At 58.8% G+C, this 17370-nt stretch carries 14 protein-coding genes and 1 pseudogene; 4 read left to right on the forward strand and 11 right to left on the reverse strand.

Annotated features, from left to right (window positions below; translation table 11 throughout):
• Nucleotides 1-31 precede the first annotated feature (31 nt).
• A complete protein-coding gene (locus tag ACLI1M_RS02650) occupies nt 32-1459 on the forward strand; it encodes an NAD(P)H-quinone dehydrogenase (RefSeq protein ID WP_238801201.1) in 1428 nt (475 codons plus the stop codon).
• A gap of 305 nt (nt 1460-1764) precedes the next feature.
• Here the strand turns inward: ACLI1M_RS02650 and ACLI1M_RS02655 are convergent, their stop codons facing one another.
• From ACLI1M_RS02655 to ACLI1M_RS02665, 3 genes are read right to left on the reverse strand one after another with little or no spacing between them, the layout of a single operon-like run.
• Entirely contained in the window at nt 1765-2448 is a 684-nt protein-coding gene (locus tag ACLI1M_RS02655) for a transglycosylase (RefSeq protein WP_248099771.1), read from the reverse strand.
• 1 nt (nt 2449) lies between these two features.
• Nucleotides 2450-3304 carry an ATP-binding cassette domain-containing protein gene (locus ACLI1M_RS02660; RefSeq protein ID WP_248099769.1) on the reverse strand — a complete coding sequence of 285 codons (855 nt, stop codon included), beginning with the start codon at nt 3302-3304 and terminating at the stop codon, nt 2450-2452.
• Nucleotides 3291-3659 (reverse strand): GntR family transcriptional regulator, encoded by a 369-nt coding sequence (locus tag ACLI1M_RS02665; RefSeq protein ID WP_049359605.1) that lies wholly within the window; start codon nt 3657-3659, stop codon nt 3291-3293. Before ACLI1M_RS02665 ends, ACLI1M_RS02660 begins: the two co-directional genes overlap by 14 nt.
• Before the next feature lie 377 nt (nt 3660-4036).
• On the opposite strand from ACLI1M_RS02665, the gene ACLI1M_RS02670 reads away from it, so the two are divergent.
• Nucleotides 4037-7468 (forward strand): pyruvate carboxylase, encoded by a 3432-nt coding sequence (locus ACLI1M_RS02670; protein WP_248099767.1) that lies wholly within the window; start codon nt 4037-4039, stop codon nt 7466-7468.
• A 253-nt stretch (nt 7469-7721) separates the two neighbouring features.
• Here ACLI1M_RS02670 and ACLI1M_RS02675 read toward each other — a convergent pair.
• The 7 genes and pseudogenes from ACLI1M_RS02675 to ACLI1M_RS02705 form a co-directional block, all read right to left on the reverse strand.
• Nucleotides 7722-8768 (reverse strand): annotated as a pseudogene (locus tag ACLI1M_RS02675) (DUF1648 domain-containing protein); the annotation flags it as partial.
• On the reverse strand, nt 8765-9142 hold the full coding sequence (locus tag ACLI1M_RS02680) for a GntR family transcriptional regulator (RefSeq protein WP_248099763.1): 378 nt from the start codon (nt 9140-9142) through the stop codon (nt 8765-8767). The pseudogene ACLI1M_RS02675 and the gene ACLI1M_RS02680, both read right to left, overlap by 4 nt.
• 142 nt (nt 9143-9284) lie before the next feature.
• Complete coding sequence (locus ACLI1M_RS02685) at nt 9285-10307, reverse strand: ABC transporter permease (RefSeq protein WP_239206229.1); 1023 nt, start codon at nt 10305-10307, stop codon at nt 9285-9287.
• Nucleotides 10304-10885: an ATP-binding cassette domain-containing protein gene (locus ACLI1M_RS02690; protein ID WP_248099761.1), complete on the reverse strand. Its 582-nt coding sequence runs from the start codon at nt 10883-10885 to the stop codon at nt 10304-10306. Before ACLI1M_RS02690 ends, ACLI1M_RS02685 begins: the two co-directional genes overlap by 4 nt.
• Before the next feature lie 43 nt (nt 10886-10928).
• Nucleotides 10929-11372: a hypothetical protein gene (locus ACLI1M_RS02695; protein WP_248099759.1), complete on the reverse strand. Its 444-nt coding sequence runs from the start codon at nt 11370-11372 to the stop codon at nt 10929-10931.
• A 23-nt stretch (nt 11373-11395) separates the two neighbouring features.
• Nucleotides 11396-13159 carry an acetyl/propionyl/methylcrotonyl-CoA carboxylase subunit alpha gene (locus tag ACLI1M_RS02700; protein WP_248099757.1) on the reverse strand — a complete coding sequence of 588 codons (1764 nt, stop codon included), beginning with the start codon at nt 13157-13159 and terminating at the stop codon, nt 11396-11398.
• 154 nt (nt 13160-13313) lie between these two features.
• Complete coding sequence (locus tag ACLI1M_RS02705) at nt 13314-14177, reverse strand: sulfurtransferase (RefSeq protein ID WP_023020692.1); 864 nt, start codon at nt 14175-14177, stop codon at nt 13314-13316.
• Between the two features lie 246 nt (nt 14178-14423).
• Between ACLI1M_RS02705 and ACLI1M_RS02710 the strand changes: the two genes are divergently transcribed.
• Nucleotides 14424-15485 carry a Cj0069 family protein gene (locus ACLI1M_RS02710; RefSeq protein WP_248099755.1) on the forward strand — a complete coding sequence of 354 codons (1062 nt, stop codon included), beginning with the start codon at nt 14424-14426 and terminating at the stop codon, nt 15483-15485.
• Between the two features lie 84 nt (nt 15486-15569).
• Nucleotides 15570-16493 carry a DUF4282 domain-containing protein gene (locus ACLI1M_RS02715; RefSeq protein WP_248099753.1) on the forward strand — a complete coding sequence of 308 codons (924 nt, stop codon included), beginning with the start codon at nt 15570-15572 and terminating at the stop codon, nt 16491-16493.
• Nucleotides 16494-16616: 123 nt separating this feature from the next.
• On the opposite strand, the gene ACLI1M_RS02720 is transcribed toward ACLI1M_RS02715, so the two are convergent.
• Nucleotides 16617-17357, reverse strand: a complete 741-nt coding sequence (locus ACLI1M_RS02720; RefSeq protein ID WP_248099751.1) for a hypothetical protein — start codon at nt 17355-17357, stop codon at nt 16617-16619.
• Between the last annotated feature and the right edge of the window lie 13 nt (nt 17358-17370).

Genomic DNA, 17370 nt, shown 5'->3' on the forward strand with positions numbered 1-17370 from the left:
TTTAAAGTGGAGCCGATAAAGGAGCAAGTGCGTGTTGAACCAGACCAAGCGAATCGTCATCATCGGCGGCGGCCCAGCCGGCTATGAGGCCGCGCTGGCAGGTGCGAAATATGGTGCAGAAATCACCATTATTGAAGACCAAGGCATGGGCGGCAACAGCGTTATCTTGGACTGTGTTCCTTCCAAGTCCTTCATCGCTGGTGCCAATATCAAGACTGACCTGCGCCGCGCCGAAGATATGGAACTTAACCAGGGCATTGGCCAGGCCCACCTTTCCTTGACCGCACTGAATAAGCGCGTGCAGGATCTGGCAAGCAAGCAGTCCGCCGATATCCGCGCCACTGTGGAGTCCCTGGGCGCACGCGTTATCGATGGCCGCGGCTACTTCCCAGAGGATCAGGAAGCCGATGCCTTTGGCGGTCACAAGGTCACCGCCGTCTTTAACGAGGATGGTCACGAAGAAACCATTAACGCAGATCTCGTCTTGGTAGCTACCGGCGCCACCCCGCGCGTGCTACCTGGTGCGCAGCCAGATGGCGAACGCATCCTTACCTGGCAGCAGGTTTATAACCTCACCGAGCTGCCGGAGCACCTCATCGTCGTCGGTTCCGGCGTCACCGGTGCCGAGTTCGTCTCCGCCTTTGCGGAGCTGGGCGTTAAGGTCACCATGGTTGCCTCCCGCGACCGCATTTTGCCGCATGACGACGCCGACGCGGCCGACGTCCTCGAGACCGTGCTTAGCGAGCGCGGCGTCGAGCTGGAAAAGAACTGCCGCGTGGAAACCGTTAACCGCACTGAGGACGGCAACGTGCTGGTGACCACTCAGGACGGGCGTGAAATTACCGGTTCCCACGTCATTATGTCTATCGGCTCCATCCCGAATACTCAGGATTTGAAGCTGGAGAACGTTGGCGTGGAAACCGCCAAGTCTGGCCACATTCAGGTTGACCGCGTCTCCCGCACCAATATCGCCGGCATCTACGCCGCTGGCGACTGCTCTGACCTTTTCCCGCTGGCTTCCGTTGCCGCAATGCAGGGCCGCGTGGCCATGTACCACGCCTTGGGTGAGGGTGTGTCCCCGCTGCGTCTGAAGACCGTGGCCAACGCCGTCTTCACCCGCCCAGAGATCGCAGCCGTAGGCTTTACCCAGGCAGAAATCGAGGCCGGTGAGGTCGCCGCCCGCACCATCACCATGCCGCTCAATACCAACCCGCGCGCGAAGATGCGTTCCCTGCAGCACGGCTTTGTCAAGCTTTTCTGCCGCGCGACCTCCGGCCGCGTTATCGGTGGCGTCATCGTTGCACCGACCGCCTCCGAGCTCATTCTGCCCATCGCCATGGCCGTGACCAACCAGCTCACCGTAAATCAGCTGGCCGATTCCTTCGCCGTTTACCCGTCTCTGTCCGGCACCATTACCGAGGCCGCGCGACGCCTCGTGGCTCACGACGACCTGGAGTAAAGTTTCCCTCCGGTTCCTTGCACAAAACCGCCCAACCACAGGTAGGCATGGCCATCCGGCATGGTGACCGCGGCAGCGACGTATTGCGCGAGACCTAAAGTAGCTACTTCTTGGGCTTCGGTGGGGACGTGGTGAAGCGCATAGAGCAGAACGAGAATAACTCGCTTATCCGCCCGCTATCCGCTTATAACGGCGAGGAGCAGCGTTCGGTCCCGCCGAAGTCCTTCTAAAACTCACAAGCTCCCCCTCCTCCAGAGACAATTTTCATTCTCAGGGTGGGGGAGCAGCCGTTTTCCACGGATAGTCTAAGGATGGACGCGCTGTGCTAACTGATGCATCAATAGTGAGAAAACGATGACAGCCAAAGCTGAGAAGAAGAATAGACCCGGCCAAGGGGCGCCGATTTGGACAGTCCCTAGGCTATCAATAAGAATTGCCAGCAGGAGTGCTGCTGCATAGAAGCCGACAAGGATGCCAGCAATAAGCAAGAACCGGGTGAACAGAGAGCGTTGTTTGGCGCTACTGACCACTAAGCCGATGAAAGTGCCGATGTATCCGGTAAGTAGGTGGCCACAAATAAAGCTTCCCAAGGTCGCGATTCGAGCGAAGAGAGGCCTGAGACCGGAACTGCCTGGAGAGATAACCCACGATGAGTACATGTCTACGCCAGCGCGTAGCGCGGCATAAAATGTCAGCCAAGCAATGGCGCCGAATACGAACGCGGCGAGCCATAGGGTCGCGTGCATGCTCATCAGCCACTGCCGTGGGCGCATTCCCAGGCCACGAAGGGCCCGGTATTCAGTTGCGGTGAAGGCGCAGTAGAGGCCCCAAATGAATACGGCGAGAATTCCCCAGCCAGCAGGGTTAGCGCTAATCGTTGTTGGGTCGGTGGGCAGGAAATAAGGCACGCTCCACAGCAACGCGACGATAATGCAAACGGCAATAAGGGTCTTTGTGGCGTTGAGATTAAAGGTCTTCAGCAGGGACATTTTAGGACTCCTCTTGTCGGGTGCGGGCGGATTCAAGGGCGTGGGAAACAAGGGAATCAATGAGCTGGCCGTCATCGAGGTAGGAAACAGTGACGTGGGCGGCAGCTGCGGTATCAGCTGGAAATGGTACTGGGGACCAGGCATGAACCTTGGTGGTCGAGCCTAGGGAGGATTGGTGGAGGGGCAGGGCGTCGGCAAGCGCGAGTGCTTGCTCAACGTCCTTTGCGCTGCCGGTGAGCACGGGGTAGTGCGGCCGTTGGGATTCCAGGTCGGTGGGCTTATTGACCGTGCCGTCGTGCACGGTGATGACCTGGTCAACCAAACCTACGAGGTCTTCCGCGCGGTGCGAAGAAAGCACGAGTAGCCAATCCGGAGTGGCAGCGGCATGGGCGATGATGAGCTCTCGCAGGCGCGTCCGCGTCGGTGCGTCCAGGCCATTGAAAGGCTCATCGAGGAGGGTGACCGGTGTGCGCGCTGCCAGGGCAGTGGCGCAGGCAACCAGTTGGCGCTGGCCGGTGCTTAAAGAGCGGTTCTTGCTGCGCTTATCGACGCCCAAACTATCCAAAAGCTCCTCCGCATACTCCACGTCGAATTTATCGCGGACGTGCTCTGCGGCCCGCAGATGTTGGGCCACAGTAGAACCGGAAAGCAAGATATCGGCGCCGGTGCGCGCGATCGCCACTGACGAGGCGTCGATGCTGCCCTTGGTAGGCAGGAACCCCGCTACCGCACGCAAGAGAGTGGTCTTGCCTGCGCCATTGGGGCCGATCAATCCGTACATACCGGAGTTGAGATCGAGGTGCGGCACGTGCAGGCGGTGCTTGCAGGTGACGTTCTGCAACTTAAGGTGCGTCATGATGGTCTCCTTCGGCTTCGATGAGGTCGGCGATGTCGCTGGCGCTTAATCCCAATGCGGCCCCTTCTTTCAGGAGGGGAACGATGAAGTCTTCCCTAAGTGATTCTTGGCGTTGATGGCGAACCTTCTCGCGAGCGCCTTCGCGTACAAACATGCCCAAGCCGCGGCGCTTTTCCAGCAGCCCTTCCTCGAAGAGGACGGTGAGCGCCTTGGCAGAGGTGGTCGGGTTGACGGAGTGGAATGCGGAAAGCTCGTTGGTGCTGGGGGCGCGTTCGCCCTCTGGCAGTTCGCCACTGATGATCATGTCCCTAATCCCTCCTGCCAGTTGCTGGTAAATAGGCCGGGTGTCACTCATCCTGCGGCCCCTCTGATTCGTGGCATATGATTCCCTTTCCGGTGTATGGGTTAACCATTTATGTGGGTAACCATATAACGAAAGGTGCCCGCGGTCAACGGTAGGAGTGATATGGGGTGGAGCTGCGGTGTAAAAGCGGGTGTCCCCGCTGTGTAAGTTGTTGAATTAAAAATTTGCAACATTTACAGAATCGCCAACCTTGTTATTACTGGTCGACCTGTAGAAATGTCCGCAAGGTGGCTCCGTGGCTGGTAAGTGTGGCGAATTCGGCGTTAAAAAGGGCAGACATTTGAGGAGTGGCCCTCTAGACTGAGATGCGGATCACCCAACAGGAGGCGTTGCATCGCGGCGTCTTCCGAGCTGAAAGGAACACAGAAGTGGCTAATCCCGCGCTTCCATCGTTCAAAAAGATTCTGGTAGCCAACCGCGGCGAAATCGCCGTGCGTGCATTTCGCGCTGCCTTTGAAACTGGGGCAAAGACCGTAGCGGTCTACCCTCGTGAAGACCGTAACTCCTTCCATCGTGCGTTTGCGGATGAGGCCGTCCGTATTGGTACCGAGGGGCAGCCGGTAAAGGCTTATCTCGATATCGATGAAATCATTCGCGCCGCGAAGAAAGCGGAAGCGGATGCTATTTACCCCGGCTACGGTTTCCTTTCGGAGCGGGCGGATCTTGCTCGTGCCTGTGAGGACAATGGAATTAAGTTCATTGGCCCGACCCCCTCCACGCTGGATTTGACTGGTGATAAGGCTGCAGCGGTAAGCGCCGCGAAGGAAGCTGGGCTGCCGACGTTGCAGGATTCAGAACCATCGACGGACGTCGATAAGCTGGTGGAATACTCCAAGGATTTCAATTTCCCCGTATTCGTTAAGGCCGTTGCCGGTGGCGGCGGGCGCGGAATGCGCTTCGTAGAATCCGAAGATCAGCTGCGCGAGAAGGCTGCCGAGGCCTCCCGCGAAGCGGAAGCCGCATTCGGCGATGGCAGCGTCTACCTTGAAACCGCAGTAATCAAGCCACAGCACATCGAGGTGCAGATTCTGGCTGATAGCCAAGGCAACGTTATTCACCTCTTTGAGCGTGACTGCTCCGTCCAGCGCCGCCACCAGAAGGTAGTGGAAATCGCCCCAGCGCCGACGTTAGACCCAGAGCTGCGTGACCGCATCTGCCAAGATGCGGTAAAGTTCTGCGAACACATCAACTATGAGGGTGCAGGTACCGTGGAATTCCTCGTGGATGAGCGCGGCAACCACGTCTTTATCGAGATGAACCCGCGTGTGCAGGTGGAGCACACCGTGACCGAGGAAATCACCGGCGTCGACATCGTGAAGGCCCAGATGAATATCGCGGCCGGTGCCTCGCTGGAGGATATTCACCTCGCCCAAGACAAGATTTCCATCACCGGGTCTGCCCTTCAGTGCCGCATTACCACTGAAGATCCGAATAATGGTTTCCGCCCGGATACCGGTACGCTGACCGCGTATCGTTCGCCGGGCGGCGCTGGCGTGCGTTTGGACGGTGCAACCTCTGTGGGTGCAGAGGTATCGCCGAACTTCGATTCCTTGCTGGTAAAGATGACCTGTCGCGGCGTCAATTTCGAGCAGGCCGTGCAGCGCGCCCAGCGCGCGCTCAACGAATTCCACGTCTCCGGTGTGGCCACCAATATCGGCTTTTTGCGCGCCCTGCTGCGCGAGCCGGACTTCACTCAGACCCGTGTGGACACCAGCTTCATCAACGCACACCCGCACCTCCTCAAGGCACCGCCCGCCGTCGATGAGTCTGGTCGAATCCTCGAGTACATTGCGGAGACCACCGTTAATAAACCCAACGGCGAGCGCCCGACGGCACTTCGTCCCTTTGACAAGCTCCCCGAGCTGGACTCTTCTGAGCCGCTACCGCGCGGTTCCCGCGACGATCTGCTCGAGTTTGGGCCACAGAAGTGGGCAGAAAAGATCCGTAAGCAGCACGCACTCATGGTTACGGATACCACCTTCCGCGATGCCCACCAGTCCCTGCTGGCCACCCGCGTGCGTAGTACTGCGCTGGTTTCCGCCGCCGAGGCTGTCGCTCGCATGACCCCGAATCTCTTCTCCGTGGAGGCTTGGGGTGGTGCGACTTATGACGTCGCCATGCGCTTCCTCCACGAGGACCCCTGGGTACGCCTAGACATGCTGCGCGAGGCTATGCCGAACCAAAATATCCAGATGCTCCTGCGCGGCCGCAATACCGTGGGCTATACCCCATACCCAGATTCGGTCTGCCGCGGCTTCGTCCAAGAAGCAGCCAAGTCGGGCGTTGATGTCTTCCGCATCTTCGACGCACTTAACGACGTCTCCCAGATGCGCCCCGCCATCGAGGCCGTTCTCGAGACCAATACCACCGTTGCTGAGGTGGCCATGGCGTACTCCGGCGACCTTGCCTCGCCGAAGGAGAACCTGTACACGCTGGATTATTACCTCAAGCTGGCCGAACAGATTGTGGAGTCCGGCGCCCATATCCTCGCCATCAAGGATATGGCGGGTCTGCTTCGCCCAGAGGCTGCTTCCAAGCTGGTCATGGCGCTGCGCAAGGAATTCGATCTGCCGGTGCACGTGCACACGCACGATACCGCCGGTGGACAGATGGCCACTTACTATGCGGCTGCGCTCTCCGGTGCCGACATCGTCGATGGCGCCTCTGCGCCGCTGGCAGGAACCACCTCGCAGCCATCGCTGTCCGCGCTTATTGCCGCCTTCTCCCAATCCAACCGCGATACCGGCATCGACCTGCAGGCGGTTTCCGATCTCGAGCCGTACTGGGAGGCCGTGCGCCAGCTCTACGCTCCGTTCGAGAACGGCATCCCTGGCCCGACCGGTCGCGTGTACAAACACGAGATTCCAGGCGGTCAGCTCTCCAACCTGCGTGCCCAAGCCGTTGCTCTTGGCTTGGCGGATCGCTTCGAGGTCATCGAGGACACCTATGCAGCGGTCAATGAGATGCTGGGACGTCCGACCAAGGTCACCCCATCTTCCAAGGTCGTGGGCGATCTTGCCCTGCACCTTGTTGGCGCGGGCGTAGATCCTGCAGACTTCGCCGCTAACCCGACGAAGTTTGATATTCCGGACTCGGTTAACCAGTTCCTCCGCGGACAGCTCGGTACCCCTCCTGGTGGTTGGCCGGAACTGCGCGATAAGGTGCTCGACGGTCGCGAGGCGACCGGCGCCCAAATCAGCGAAGTTCCTGCTGAGGAGCAGCCGCACCTCGAGTCCGATAATTCGGATGAACGCCGTGCCAGCTTGAACCGCCTGCTCTTTCCCAAGCAGTTCGAGGAGTTCAACGAGTTCCGCCGTAAGTACGGCAATACCGAGGCGCTGACGGATACCACCTTCTTCTACGGTCTGACTGAAGGCGAAGAAAAGGTAGTCCACTACTTCCCAGAAGGCTCCACCGATCGCGCCGATCTCAAGCAGGTCGTGGTGCGTCTCGACGCCGTGGGTGAGCCGGATGAAAAGGGCATGCGTAACGTCGTACTCAATGTCAACGGTCAGATTCGCCCGATGAAGGTTCGCGACGAAAACGCCGAGTCCACCGTCGCCACCGTAGAAAAGGCTGACCCTTCCAACGAGGGACATGTCGCCGCACCATTCGCCGGCGTGGTCAATCCCACCGCCAAGCCTGGCGACGAGGTGAAGGCCGGCGACCAAATTGCCGTCATTGAGGCAATGAAGATGGAAGCTTCCATCTCCGCCACTAAGGATGGCGTGGTCGAACGCGTGGCCATCGGCCAGGCCACCAAGGTTGAAGGCGGCGACCTCATTGCTGTAATCAACTAGTCTGCACACTCAAGCGCCCCGCTTCCCTCGATTTATCTCGAGGCAGCGGGGCGCCTTGGTGTCTAGCAGCGGTAGAAATCAACGATTTCGCCCATCCAAATGACCAGATCCGTCGACGAAATCCTTGCTTTAGATGGACGAAATCGTTGATTCGCGATGATAGCGGAGGTTTGCCTTAGCCAAGGAGGACGGGCAATGCTAACGAGCCGACCAGGATGAGTATCACGAGGCCGAAAAAGACCTTGGCCTGCCACCGGGCATAATTAAACGACATTCCCGTACCGAAGCGCTTATCTACCAGTACCGCTGGGTCATCCGGGTTGTAATACATTACGCCCCATTTATAGAGGTGGTCATTGTCCGGTGATTCTTTGTCTTCATCGGAAAAGGGAATGCCGCGCAATTGCTCGGATAACCGGGATTGCTTGTAGAGAAGAAATACAACTAGACCGATGCTGCCACCAATGGCGAGAATCAACATTGTGATGATCGCGGCGCTGTGGAAGCGTTGATAGTGCGGGATAGGGCCGGTTACCTGTATGAAGGCCATCCCGGCGCTGATGAGCAGAGTAAGTACTCCCATTCCGGTGTTCGTGACAGCGAGGTTGGCTTCGTTACGCAGCCGCGCTTTAATGCTGCGCTCAGAGCGTGGGGACACCTCACTATGCGCGATAAAAGAGCAGATAATGGCAAATAGGCAGAGCTCGCCTAGAGCCACGAATGAGGAGAAAAACACGCTCCCGATTGATTTGTCGCTCCAATTGTCGGCTTCCATGGAGCCATTCCAATGCACGGGAACGGGGTCCGGAATGGCGGACCAGTGGGAAGCGACGATGATTGCACCGGCCGCGATGCACAACAGGGAAGAGAGCATGGTTACCCATGGAAAAGTCGGCGTAGGGAAGCCGTCGAAGTTGGGCGTGCCAATGGATTTGCGGGAAACACGGGCAGCGATGGTGGTTTCCACCTCGTCGAACCAGCCGCCCGCCTTTTTAGCGGCGATGATGCGGCGACGTTGGGAGATGTAGGCCCACATGCCACCGAGCGCTACCACGAGGGAAGGTAGTGCAGCTAATAACGGCAGTTTCCAGGCAAAGAGGGACATGGCCGTTGCCACGATGCCGCAGCTCCACGTGCGTGCCTTGAATCCAGCGAGGGCAGAGGTAACTGCAGGATCGGAAAGATAAGCCTTGGGCACGCGCACTCCGAGCGGTGTGCCAGGCGAGGCCAGGGAGGGGGCTGTGGCCATGATCCAGGTGATAACGAGGGTGGTGGCGGCCATTAAAAGTGTGAAAATCATGGTGATACTTCCAGGTCATTAAGGGTGTAGCTGAGTCGAGCGTGGAGCTCATCTGGGCTAAAGCCTTGGGCGCGGGCGAGTGCGACTACGCGGCTTAATTGCTCATTCAGTTGTTTTTCTTGTGAGGCGGTGCGAGAACCAGGCCTGACGATGGATCCGGACCGGCCGGCGGTTTCTACAAGGCCCTCGGAAACCAAGAGGTCGTAAGCCTTCTTTACGGTGGCGGGGTTAATGCCTATATCTTTGGCAACGCGGCGGACGGGATCTAGCTTGTCGCCATCGGAAAGCTGTCCGTGAGCGATAGCCAAAACGATTTCATCGTGAATTTGTTGAAATACGGGGACGTCAGATTCGGGGTTAAGGGTAATGAACATCTGTCACCTCCAATCTCTTTTCTGTATTACTTATAGTAACACAATCTGTATTGCTAGTTGTAATACAAAATGAGATCCCAAAGAAACCCCAGGTATGTGTGACTTAACGCAGTGACATACCTGGGGTGTTGGGGCAGGGAGACTAGAGGAAAAGAGCTACTGCGATGGCAGCAATACCGTAGCTCCCGCGCATGAAGTAACCGAAGACCTCGGGAGAGAAGGAGGCGCCGAAGCCGCCGGTATCGATGATATTCATGGTGGTCACACGTGCGGGACGGGAGCGCTTAAAGGCGGCGTAGCTAAGCCCCAAACAACATGCTGCGAGCGTGAACAGGGACAGCTTCCACACGGTGGCGATGAAGGCGGTGCCAAGAACGGCAGCACCTGCGGTGGCAGCCAGCGGCAGTCCCCAGTCGGGCCACGCACCATCGACGATGCGGCCGAAGGAGGCGGCGCGGCTGGTAGCGGCGCTGACAATGGTCCAAGCGGCAGTGAATCCAATGAGCGCAAGGCTGCCGAGCTGTGGGGCAAGCGCCAGGGTCAGCCCCATGACGGCGACTGCACCGAGGGGGATGTACCACCGGCGATACAGGCGCCAAGCAAAAAGGAGACTGAGCGAAGCCGTGGCACGCGAGCGCGGGCGCAGGCGCGCGGATTGGGAGGCGATGGCATCGGCAGAAACCTCAGAATCCAGTAGCCCAAAGGAGGACGAGCCGATGGCACGGGTACGGCCCGCGTGAAGGAGCGAGGCGAGATCGAAGGACCGCCAGCCGATGACAAACCGCAGCAGGGGTAGGGTTATCGCCGCATAGAGTGGAAGATGCAGTGACGTGCACAGGGCGAGGCCAAGGAGGCTTATGCCGGCGAGTTGCGCAATAGACAGCTTATCGACGCCTCCCATGCGCCCCCGCGGCCTATCCGCATAGACCCAACGCCCGAGCGAAAGGCTGCGCAGCGGATAGAGCGCCTCGAGGAGAACGATGAGGGCGAGCGAGCCGAACCCGGCACCAATGATTGCGGTGGCAGGAAGGGCGGCAGCCGTGCGCTGCGCGAGCGAGGGCAGAAGCGCTGCAGCATTGTGCCAGGCGTAAACGCTGACGCTCGCGATAAGTGCCGCGATGAAGGCGTAATAGATGGCTGAGGAGGCTGTGGAGAGAAGTTTCATGATATCTCCACCACCTCGTCGCAGGCATCGAAGATGGCTGGAGAATGGGAAGCAAGTACAACACAGCGGCCATCGGCTGCGAGGTGGCGTAGCTCCTCGGCCAAAAAGTCGATCCAGGTGTGGTCGAGGTGGCGTTCGGGCTCGTCGATAAGCAGGGCTTTGGCCGGCTGATAGAGCTGGGCTGCGAGGTAGACGCGCTGGCGCTGGCCCGAGGAAAGATCGCTGACCGCAGAATTCAGGATGGCTTGGTCGAGGGCCCAGAGCTCATGGATCTCGGTAAAGTCCACGCCGGTCCGGCGGGATAGCACACTAAAGTGCTCACCCACGGTGAGGTCGGGGAGAAAGACTGGGTCCCCGACGGAGATGACGGAACCGGCCGCCGCAGCGCTACCGGGCGCGGCACCGTCGATGAAAACGGTGCCATTTAGTGGGGCAATCTCGCCGCTCAACGTCTGCAGCAGCGTAGATTTACCCGCACCATTCGGGCCTTTCAGGCCGTATACGCGACCGACATCAAAGCCGCGATTGAGGTGCCCTAGGGCAGTGGCATGTCCGTAGGCTGCATCTATTTTCAACATCGTTGATAGGTTAGCAGACAGGCGGCTGGCCCTAGGGGGGGGGCTAAAAGCGGCGGAAGAATTTACCTGGGGCAAGCTCCTCGAAACCAGGCAGGGGCGTGGCCGACGAGATACCAGGAGCGGTCTGCTCGGCCGCGAGGTCGATGGCGTTGCTAATGAGCAGGGTGCGGGCGGCTGGATCGTCGGTGGCGACGACGAGCTCGGGGATTTCCTCGGGATCGAAGGGGGTGAGCCAGGCGGCGTCGTCAAGCGGGTGGGCTAAGGGATCGCCCAAGAAAGCTGGGCCTTTGTCAGCGGCGGGGTAGTAGCGCAAAAGCGCGGCGCCGCGGGGAGCAATGGTGGGATCCTCGTTCGCGGACATGGGCAAGGCGAGGACACCGCCGTCCACGATGGGGGACCACTCAGAGATATAAGAAGGGAAGAGGCCCGCGAGATAGTCGCGGTCCTCTTCCTTGGCCAAGCGCACGCCGAGGGAAGAAGCAGTCATTCTTCCAAGGCTAGCGGGGTAGGCTACTTGATTTCCAGCAGCACGCTGCCCTTGGTGGTAGAAGCGCCTGCTTCTACTGCCAGACCGGTAACGGTGCCGGCCTTATGCGCCTTGACGGGATTTTCCATCTTCATGGCCTCGAGAACGAGGAGGACCTCGCCCTCGGCGATCTCTTGGCCTTCTTCCACGTTGACCTTGATGACCGTGCCCTGCATTGGGGAGGTAACCGCATCGCCGGAAACGGCAGCCTTGGCGCCGGAACCCTTGCGCTTTTTCTTTTTCCGTGGGGCGCCGTTGATACCGAAGGACGCGGGGAGGGCTACCTCGATACGGCGGCCGTCGATTTCTACGGTGTGTACCTGGGAAGGCTCTGCCTCGGCAGCCTCGGCATCAGTGGAATCATCGTGGGCGGGAAGCTGGTTATCCCATTCCTCCTCGATCCACTTGGTGTAGACACCGAAGTTGCCGTCTTCTGCGGTGAAAGCTGGGTCAGCAACGATAGCCTGGTCAAACGGGATAACGGTGGGCAGGCCCTCAACCGTGTACTCGGATAGGGCGCGGGCGGAGCGACGCAGTGCGGTCTCGCGGTCTGGCCCCCAGACGATGAGCTTGGCCAGCATGGAATCGAACTGGCCGCCAATGACGGAGCCCTGGACGACGCCGGAATCCACACGCACACCCGGACCGGCCGGCTCGGAGTATTTCACGATGGTGCCAGGAGCCGGCATGAAGTTTGCCGCGGCATCCTCACCATTGATGCGGAACTCGAAAGCATGGCCGCGCGGGGCGGGGTCTTCCTGCAGGGAAAGCTCGTGGCCCTCGGCGATGCGGAACTGCTCGCGTACGAGGTCGAGGCCGGTGGTTTCCTCGGATACGGGGTGCTCCACCTGCAGGCGAGTATTGACCTCGAGGAAGGAAATGAGGCCATCGGCGCCCACCAGGTACTCAACGGTGCCGGCGCCGTAGTAGCCGGCCTCGCGGCAGATGCGCTTGGCAGACTCGTGGATGGAGGTGCGTTGCTCATCGGTAAGGAAAGGCGCGGGGGCTTCCTCGACTAGCTTTTGGAAGCGGCGCTGCAGGGAGCAATCGCGCGTGCCGACGACGACCACATTGCCGTGCTTATCCGCCAGCACCTGAGCCTCGACGTGGCGGGCGCGGTCCAGATAGCGCTCCACGAAGCACTCGCCGCGACCGAAGGCGGAGGTAGCCTCGCGGGTAGCAGATTCAAAGAGCTCGGGGATTTCCTCTGCAGAGTAGGCCACCTTCATGCCGCGACCGCCGCCGCCAAAGGCCGCCTTGATGGCAACGGGAAGGCCGTATTCCATGGCGAAAGACTGCACCTCATCGGCACCGGCTACCGGATCCTTAGTACCCGGGGCCATAGGGGCCTCGGCGCGCTCGGCGATGTGTCGCGCGGTGACCTTATCGCCCAAGTTGCGGATGGACTCAGGAGAGGGGCCAATCCAGGTCAAACCGGCGTCAATGACGGCTTGGGCAAAGTCGGCGTTTTCGGATAGGAAACCGTAGCCGGGGTGAATGGCATCTGCGCCGGATTTTTCTGCGGCGTCCAAAATCTTGTCAAAGACGAGGTAGGACTCGGCAGAAGTGGTGCCCCCGAGTGCAAAGGCTTCGTCGGCAAGCGAGGCGAAAGGTGCCTGGGCGTCTGGCTCGGCGTAGACGGCGACGGAAGCAATGCCAGCGTCGCGGGCCGCGCGGATCACGCGAACGGCGATCTCACCGCGGTTCGCTACGAGAACCTTTGAGATCTTTTTGGTTTCTACTGCCACGGCAGCAACCTCCTGAACACATTAGGTTGAATACGCAATCTATTCTTGCACACAAAAGCATGAGTTAATTTTCACGCACGCAAGGGGGACATTTTTGAACAAAAATAAACCCACATCCAGTGTGGACATGGGCTTATACGGCTAAACCGAAAAACTAACGCTCAATCGGCATTTTCACCATATTGCCCCACTCAGACCACGAACCATCGTAGACCTGCGCCTTTGTGAATCCCAAAAGATGCGTGAGTACAAACCACGTATGCGCGGCTTGGGCGCCCACGTGGGAATAGAGGATTGTGGCAGATTCAGGCTCCAACATTCCGTAATTGACCTGAAGCTCTTCGGCCGAGCGGAAGCAGGAGTTGGGGTAGGTGGAACGATCCCACTCGAGGTTGATCGCGCTAGGGATATGGCCGTGGCGCATGGTGGTGCCGTAGGCGGAATCGCCATTGGGATCGTGTTCGGTGGCCTCGCCCGCAAACTCTTCTGGGCTGCGGGTGTCTACGAGCGTGCCTTCGGTCTCGCGCACCTGATCTACGAAGGCGCGCAGCATAGAGTCATCGCGGCTTACTTCGGGATATTCGGATGCTGGGAAGTCTGGAACCATGAAAGAGGTATCGCGTTCCTCGGCCATCCACGCATTGCGGCCGCCATCGAGCAGGCGAACGTCCTTGTGCCCGAAGAGGGTAAATACCCACAGGGCGTAGGCAGCCCACCAATTGGACTTGTCGCCGTAAAGAACAATCGTATCGTCGGCGTTAATGCCCTTCTCTCGCATTAGGGAAGTGAATTCTTCTCCGTCGATGAAATCACGGGTAAGTGGGCTAAGTAGTTCCGTGCGGAAGTTAATGCGGGTGGCAGTGGGGATATGGCCAATGTCATAGAGGAGCGAGTCTTCATCCACCTCAATAACGCGCAGGCCTTTGATGCCTAGGCGTGCGGACAGCCACGGTGCAGACACGAGGCGTTCGGGATGTGCGTATTCCTGGAATGGGGGATAGGGATCAACGTCAGCCACTGTCCGCCTGCCTTTCCTATAAGGGTTAATAATTCGCTCCCACCACTTTAACCCGATTTTTCCCGTGATGATCACTCGGGCATTATTCCTGTGGCCTGAGATACAGGTTTTAACCGGTGATTGGGGCCGCCGGCCGGCGGGGTTAAAGGGAGGGGCAGTTGGGCGCGCGGAGGAAGAAGAGCTGGGATAAACTCGGGATATGGTGCGACAACGTGCTATGAACACCACCTATGAAGGGAACTGCAAGTGCACAAGGCAATTGTTGTATTTGAGGTAGAAGGCGGCTCGGATAAAGGCGCAGATGGCCACCGCAAAGACACCATGCCAATCGTCAATGCGATCAAGGAACAAGGCTGGGAGGCAGAGGTAATCTACTTCCATCCGGACAAGTCTGAAGAGATCTACACTCAGGTTTCTGAAAACTTTGATGCCTATATCTCCCGCGTCAACCCCGGCAATATCCCCGGCGGTGAGAAGGGCTACTTCGAATTGCTGAGCAAGCTGGCAGATGCCGGCCTGGTAGGTATGTCCACTCCGGCGGACATGATGGCCTATGGCGCCAAGGACGCCCTGGTTAAGCTCAATGACACCCCGCTGGTGCCGGACGATACTGCCGCGTACTACGAGGTGGAAGAGCTGCATAATACCTTCCCCACCTCGCTGTCCTATGGCGAGCGCGTGCTCAAGCAAAACCGCGGCTCCACGGGTGAAGGCATTTGGCGCGTGCGCCTCGCGGATACGGATCTTGCCCAGTCCGTTGAGCCGGGGACTGCGCTCCCGCTCGATACCGCTTTGAAGTGCACCGAGGCAGTGGATAACCAGACCCATGACTACAAGCTGGGTGCTTTCATGGACTTCTGCGACCAGTACATTGTGGGCGATAACGGCATGCTGGTGGATATGCGCTTTATGCCGCGCATTGTAGAGGGCGAAATCCGCATCCTGCTCGTGGGCAATGAGCCGGTATTTATCGTGCACAAGAAGCCGGCGGAGGGCGGCGATAACTTCTCCGCTACGCTCTTCTCCGGTGCCAAGTACACCTACGATAAGCCGGAATCGTGGCCGGAGCTGCTGGAGATGTTCGATAAGGCGCGTCCCGTTATCGCTGAAAAGCTCGGCGATACCAAGGACGTTCCGCTGATCTGGACCGCGGACTTCATGCTTGACGACGCCCCAGATGGCACCGACAACTACGTCCTCGGCGAGATCAACTGCTCCTGCGTTGGCTTCACTTCCGAGCTGGACATGGGAATCCAAGAAAAGGTCGCCGCCGAGGCAATTCGTCGCGTTGAGGCCGCGAACGCCTAGCGCTCGCTGTATCCTGCCAAGTAGCCCCACGGGACACCGTGGGGCATTTTCCTACCATCCCTAAAACATTTTGAGGACCGCATAATGGCTGATAATGATTTCAATTCCGCCGGTTTCCCGAAGGATTTTTCCCCGCGCGATTTTTCCGAAACTCCGCACCACCGCGCTGGGGATGCTGCGGAAAACGCTGAGGGAGCCAGCGCTGCCGAGGTGAATGAGACCAAGGAGTTTGGCTCTTTCGATGTAGATGAAACGAAGTCATTCGGTCACACTGATCCGTCTGGTGATTTTGGAAACCCGCGGGATCTGTCCTCTCAGAAGCCAGCCGAGGAGGATGCTTCGGCTGCTTCTGCGGCATCTCCAAGTACCGGCAACTCCGATTTCTGGGCCACGCAGTCTTCCGCCGCAGGTCAGGGCGCTGCCTCCCGTGCGCAGAACCCATTCACGGATTCGGCATCAACGGACGCTGCTGCGAACGGCAACCAATTCGGTTCCGCCCAGTCCACGAACGAGCAACCGGCTTTTGGCGGTTACGCTCAACAGCAGAGCACGGGCCAAGGATTCGGAGAGTTCCCTTCGGTTAGCGCTGCTCCTGCCGATTCTGGCCAAGATCTGGGTAATAAGAACAGTCGCATGAGCGGTGCTCTCAAGGGCTTGGCCAAAAAGGATGGGCTCTTGGGCGGACTTTTTGAATTCGAGTTCAAGCACTTCTTGACCATCACCCACGTGAAGGAGATCTATAAGGTCGCCATGATTCTTGGTGGAATCATGTGGATTCTGCACCTTCTCGGTGCCTTCTTATTCGCTACCGGCATGGGCATTTATGGCATCGAGGAGGACTCCGCCTCCGCCATCTTCGGAAGCATCTTCGCGTTCATCTTCTTAGCAGTCCTGTGCACCATTATCTACTACGCCTTTATGGTGGCTATCAGGCTGTTTCTAGAAGCCATGGTGGCAAACGTGAGGATCGCCCAAAACACCGGCGATATCCTCGACAAAATGGACTAATCTTTTGCGATGAGTGGCTCGCTGAACAAGGCGAGTAGCAATGCGAGAAATGAGGAGCGCCCCAGCAGATTGTGCTGGGGCGTTTGTCGTAGAGTCCGAGGCCTTTTGCGGGCTGGCTAAAGGCTAATCGTATGTACCCAGCTGATAGCTGTGATGATTGACCCACATCTTGTTGAATTCCTCGACTTCACCAGAAATTGGTTCAATGGTGTCGCCTTGTGCCTGTAGGCGCACGGTGTGGTGCGCGGTAATGCCCTCCGCGGTGGAGCGGCTGCGCTCTCCCCAGGTGAAATCGACTTGGTTGTCGGAGACTGGGGTGACGCTCTCTACCCTGTCGAAGGCGGACATGTCCTTGGCCGGGGCGCCATTGACATAGAGAGCTAGCCCATCAGCAATCGAGGCGCCGGTGCCTGCCGGGCCTTCCACGTCGCCCATTGAACCGCGGAAAATAATCCAGCTAATCGTCGCGCAGGGGTCGTAGGAGTTCTCGATATCGCCGATCCAAAAGTTGAAATCGCTGCCATCGTCAGCGGGCATGCGCCCAGGTGCCGTGCCAGAGGCGTAGACCTTGCGCGGGTCGTTAGGCAGCTTCGTGCACTCGCTGTCCTTGCTCTTATCCTGCTCCTGCGTGGCTGACTTCTCGCCCTTATCGGTGGACTCTGACGGGGAGGGCGCTGCTGCGGAAGCTGCATCATCCCCGCCGGCGGAATCATTTTCGGCAGGTGCTTGACTGGAAAAGACTGGCCGTTCGGAGGAAGAAGAATCCTTTTGCGTACCGCAGGCGCTTAGCGCTAGTGGCAGGGAAGTAGCAAGTAGCAGAGCGGCGGAGAATCGCCGCAGGCAGTGAGGTGGCACGACAGGCATGGCGGCTCTCCAG

It is taken from the genome of Corynebacterium sp. LaCa54, from assembly GCF_046717495.1.
Taxonomy (GTDB): domain Bacteria; phylum Actinomycetota; class Actinomycetes; order Mycobacteriales; family Mycobacteriaceae; genus Corynebacterium; species Corynebacterium kefirresidentii.